Annotated in this window: 4 protein-coding genes; all 4 read right to left on the bottom strand. The window is 61.7% G+C overall.

Annotation, left to right across the window (positions count from 1 at the left end):
- Positions 1–1,298, bottom strand: a 1,298-nt coding sequence (locus WB528_RS01270; RefSeq protein WP_423886620.1) for a molybdopterin-dependent oxidoreductase, incomplete at its 3' end; no start/stop codon positions are given.
- An 11-nt stretch (positions 1,299–1,309) separates the two neighbouring features.
- The gene (locus tag WB528_RS01265) at positions 1,310–2,527 is read right to left on the bottom strand and encodes an NAD(P)/FAD-dependent oxidoreductase (RefSeq protein ID WP_423886619.1); all 1,218 of its coding nucleotides are present in this window, start codon (positions 2,525–2,527) and stop codon (positions 1,310–1,312) included.
- 10 nt (positions 2,528–2,537) lie between these two features.
- Positions 2,538–2,963, bottom strand: a complete 426-nt coding sequence (locus WB528_RS01260) for a globin family protein (protein ID WP_423886618.1) — start codon at positions 2,961–2,963, stop codon at positions 2,538–2,540.
- Positions 2,964–3,050: 87 nt separating this feature from the next.
- Positions 3,051–4,433 carry an MFS transporter gene (locus tag WB528_RS01255; RefSeq protein ID WP_423886617.1) on the bottom strand — a complete coding sequence of 461 codons (1,383 nt, stop codon included), beginning with the start codon at positions 4,431–4,433 and terminating at the stop codon, positions 3,051–3,053.
- Positions 4,434–5,129 lie beyond the last annotated feature (696 nt).

The raw sequence follows: 5,129 nt of genomic DNA, 5'->3' as shown, positions 1-5,129 counted from the left end.
AGGACGTTTTCGGAAATCACGAACAGTTCGAGTTTTTTTAGAGCCGCGCGCGCCGCATCAGCATCGGGCAACGATACCGCGGGATTGGTGCCCATCACCCACAACGCCTTGATCTCGCCGCGCCCGATGGCCTCGAACAACTGGACGGCCTTGAGCCCGTCATGCGTCGCGATCCGCGGCGCCTTCCAGAACCGGCGTACGCGATCGATATCGGCCGGCGTGAAATTCATATGCGCGGCGAGCTGATTGGCGAGCCCGCCCACCTCACGGCCGCCCATCGCGTTCGGCTGACCGGTCAGCGAAAACGGCGATGCGCCGATCTTGCCGATCCGTCCAGTCGCGAGATGGCAATTGATGATCGCGTTGACCTTGTCAGTGCCCTGCGCCGACTGATTCACGCCCTGCGAATAGAGCGTGACCACGCGCGGCGTCGCTGCAAATAGCTGGAAGAACGCTGCAACGTCCTGCTCGGAAAGCCCCGTGGCCAAGGCCGTTGCCGCAACGCTGCCGGCAATGCTGCGGGCACGCGCGAGCGCCTCATCGAAACCGCTGGTATAGCGCTCGATATAGTCGCGATCGAGTATGCCGTGATCGGCAAGGTGCACCAGCAGCCCACAGAACAATGCGCTATCGGTGCCGGGCTTCAACCCCAGGAACAGATCGGCGTCTTCTGACGTATCGGTCTTGCGTGGATCGATCACCACCATCCGCGCGCCGCGCCGCTGCTTGTTGGCCATCATGCGCTGAAACAGGATCGGATGGCACCAGGCGGCGTTGGAGCCAATCAGCACCAGAAGATCGGCCTCGTCGAGATCTTCGTAAGTTCCCGGCACGGTGTCGGCGCCAAAGGCGCGACGATGGCCAGCCACCGAGGACGCCATGCACAGTCGTGAATTGGTATCGACATTGGCACTGCCGATGAAGCCCTTCATCAGCTTGTTGGCGACGTAATAGTCCTCGGTCAATAATTGCCCGGACAGATAGAACGCCACGGCATTCGGGCCGTCGCGCGCCACGATGTGGGAAAAGCGACGGGCGACATGGTCGAGCGCGTCGGTCCAGGCGACGCGCTCCATCGCGCCATTGCTACAACGGACCATCGGATAGAGCAGACGATTTTCGAGACCGAGGGTTTCGCCGAGCGCCGAGCCCTTCGAGCACAAGCGGCCGAAATTCGCCGGGTGCGACGGATCGCCCGAGATCGCCGCACCACCATCGCCGTCTGGAGTTGCCAGCACGCCGCAACCGACGCCGCAATAGGGACAGGTGGTGAAAGTCGCGGGATCAACCGACGTCATCGGCCAGCCGGTCAAGCCGCTGCCGCCAGCGTCGCGGCCGGCCGGCCGAACATCATGTCCTTCCGGATTGCAGCGATCCTTTCCCGATTGCGGATCATCTCGAGATACCAGAGCGCGTCCGCGGTATCGCCGATCAGGACCGCGCCGGCCAACCGGCCGTCCTCGATCACGAGCTTCTTGTAGACGCCCCGCTTGAGATCGTTGAGCACGATGGCCTCGCTGCCGTCGCTGCCCAAGAAATCGCCTGCGGAAAATACGCTGACGCCGGATACCTTGAGATTGGTCGCGACCACGCTTCCGCCATAGGCCGCGTTGCGGCCGGCGAGATGCTGCGCCAGCACCCTCGCCTGCTCGTATGCCGGCTCGACCAGGCCATAGCAGATGCCGCGATGTTCCGCGCATTCGCCAAGCGCGAAGATGTCGCTCGCGCCGGTCTGGAGCTGGTCGTCGACGATGACGCCGCGATTGACGGGAATGCCGGCCTCCCTGGGTAGCGCAATATTTGGCCGGATGCCGGCGGCCAGGATCACCGCATCGGCGTCGATCCGGCGTCCGTCATTGACTTCGACGCCTTCGACACGGCTTTCGCCGATGATGCGGCTGGTATTGGCATTGAGCAGAACGTTGATTCCCTTTTTCTCGACCAGCGATTTCAGGAGCGCTCCCGCCGGCGCATCGAGCTGCCGCTCCATCAAACGGTCCATCAAATGAACCAGCGTCACCGGCGCTCCCGCCTTGGCGAGCCCGTGGGCGGCTTCAAGTCCGAGCAATCCCCCGCCGACCACGACCACACGCTTCTTGGCAGCCGCCAGCGTCAGCAATAGATCGACATCGCGGCTGTCACGAAACGTGTTGACGCCTGAGAGATGAACGCCGGGTATGTTGAGCCGCAGCGGCGAGGATCCGGTCGCAAGCACCAGCCTTGAAAAACCGACGCTCTCCTCGTTGGAGATCTTGAGTTCGCGGCGGCCGACGTCGATCTCGTCGACGGCAGTACCGTATTTCAGCGTCACGCCGCGATCGCGCCACCAATTGGCTGGCCTGAGCTCGATTTCATGGGAAGCCGTCTCGCCCGCGAGCACCGACGACAGCAGCACGCGATTGTAGGCAAGCCTCGGTTCGTCGCCGATCACGGCGATGGCGTAACGCCCGAGCGCGACCTTGGCGAGCTCGTCGACCAGGCGGGCGGCGGCCATTCCGTTGCCGACAATCACCAGGGATTCGCTCATGGCCTGCTCCCTACTCGGCTGCCTGAGAGGTGCCATAGGCTTCGGAAATCATGAAGCCGGACAGCGTGACGTACGCCGAGTTCCATGCGTTCGCGACGTCGGGAGTCCAACCGGTGCCCAATGCCTTTTCCAGCGTCCACAGCAAGGCCGCACCAACCACCGGATAGTGATCTGGCTTGGCGCCATACGCGACGTGGCGTTTGGCGAGCGCACTCGCCGCCGGCAGGATCGAAGGAAGATCGCTTAAGCCGTTGACCACGACGGCGAGCGTCGCCATCAGCTTTTTCCGCTGCTCGGTCATGTCGGCGGGAAACATCGACTTGACCTGCGGCGCCACTTCGAACAGGCGGTCGTAAAACAGCGTCGCCGCCTGATCGGAAATGGGCGCGACTTGGGAGAAACTCTGCTGCACCAGTTTGACGTGATCAGGTGTCATGTCTCTCTCCTGCTTTTTCGGCCTCAGGCCTCGTCCCGCAAGCGGGACGAGAAAGATCGACGCGCCCGGCGGGCTTAAGGGCTTTGCTCACACGCGGGCCCCGGCAAGACCTGACGCACCGGCCGCCACGGGACTGCGGCGCAGGTAGAACCACCAGGTCAGCGCGAGGCAGCTCGCGTAGAAGCCGAGATAGATGACGAGGGCGAGTTGCGGTCCGCCGGTGACGGCAATCGATTTGCCGAATCCGCTCGGGATCAGATAGCCGCCGCACGCGCCGATCGCGCCGATGAAGCCGAGCGCGGCGCCGCTTTCGATGCCTGCAGTCTTGATCGCGAGCGCCCGGCCGGCGTCGCCCTTGCCTTGCGCTTTACGAAGATTTTCCTCGCGGAAGATCGATGGAATCATCCGGTAGGTCGATCCGTTGCCGATGCCGGTGGTGACAAAGAGTATAAGGAACATCGCGAGGAAGCCGGTGAAGTCCCTGGCACCCACGAAATAGAGGACACCAATGGTGGCCGCCGCCATCGCGATGAAATTCCAGAACGTGATGATCGCGCCGCCGATCTTGTCGGCGAGCAGGCCACCGAACGGACGCGCGAGCGAACCGACCAGCGGTCCCAGGAACGCGATGCCGATGGTGACTGCCGGGAACTGCGTCTTGATCAGAAGCGGAAAGGCCGCCGAGTAACCGATGAAGGAACCGAACGTCCCGATATAGATGAACGACATGATCCAGGTGTGCTTGCGCTTGACGATCGCGATCTGGTCCCTGAACGACGACTTCGCCGAAGTCAGGTTGTTCATGAAGGTGACCGCCCCGAACACCGCGATGATAAGCGGGAGAACCCACATCAGGCCGGCGTTCTGGAGGTAGACGCCGGAGACTGGCGTTGCCTGGTAGAGATTGATGAGGCCAACGCCCATCAGGATCGGCGTGAGCAATTGAACGCTGCTGACGCCGATGTTGCCGCCGGCGGCATTGAGGCCGAGCGCCCAGCCCTTCATGCGGTCGGGATAGAAGAAAGAGATATTGGCCATGCTGGAGGCGAAGTTGCCGCCGCCGAGACCGGCCGTCGAAGCCACCAGGATCATCAGCCAGAACGGCGTGTCGGGCTGGCCGACGAAGTAGGCGAGCCCGAAGGTCGGGATGAAGAGGACGGAAGCCGAAAAGATCGTCCAGTTACGGCCGCCGAAGGTCGTCACCGCGAAGGTGTAGGGAAAGCGCATCAGCGAGCCGATCAGGCCTGGAATGGCGACGAGTTGAAACAACTGATCGGTCGTGTAGTGAAAGCCGGCCGCCGGCAGTTTGGTCGCGACGATCGACCAGATCAGCCAGACGGAAAATCCGATGTGCTCGGCAACGATCGACCAGATCAGATTGCGGCGGGCAGTCACCTTGCCTCTGGTTTCCCAGAAGGTCTGATCTTCGGGATTCCAGTCCGAAATCCAGGTCGGGTTTTTGGAGCTCATTGAAAAATTCCTTTGCTGAAGGCGCCAATCGGTCACTGTCCAAAGCATCGGCAGCGAGCGCGGAACGAAATCCGGCGGAGCGGCCGCAATTCGGATGAATGGCTTTTTCGGCGACGGCATCGATGGCGTCGGCAAGGAGCTATTCAAACCCTGTGCCAGACCCTTCGCGATTAAAAAATGCAATTATTTACAGTGCTTTATGCGAGAAGCCGCGCCGGTTAGAGTTGAGTTAGAGTTGACATCACCCGCCCTCAAAATTTGCACCCGCTCAATTGTTGTGCGCCGCACAATAATTGGACATGAACGCTCAAAAAGTGTCCACCAACGACATGCCATGCGGCGCGCGAACGAAGCATCGCTCCCGCGCTGCGCAAGGTCTGCACATGCTGCTGAAATACGCTGCGGCGATCTGCAATCGATTGCAGCTTCACCGGCCCCTCGGCATCGAAGCGATCAGGGTGTCTCGATTGCGTCGCTCAATTGCTGGTCAGCGAAGACGGCAGTTCGCCGAACTGTTCAAGGCAACGCTGGCTGAAAAGCAATCACAGCGTCGCGGATGCATCACGCGGTCTGCCGCACTGTGAGAGCAAGCGGCACGCCGTTGTAGTCGATCCGCTCGAACCTGATCCAGCCGATCCGCGCGTTGAGCGCTTCGCTGCGCAGCGTGAACAGGTACAGCCGTTCGTATCCAAGCCT

Origin of the sequence: Bradyrhizobium sp., from assembly GCF_049586575.1 — a bacterium.
Taxonomy (GTDB): domain Bacteria; phylum Pseudomonadota; class Alphaproteobacteria; order Rhizobiales; family Xanthobacteraceae; genus Bradyrhizobium.
The sequence above is the reverse complement of the archived record's forward strand: the minus strand, read 5'-3'. Positions and strand labels throughout refer to the sequence as shown.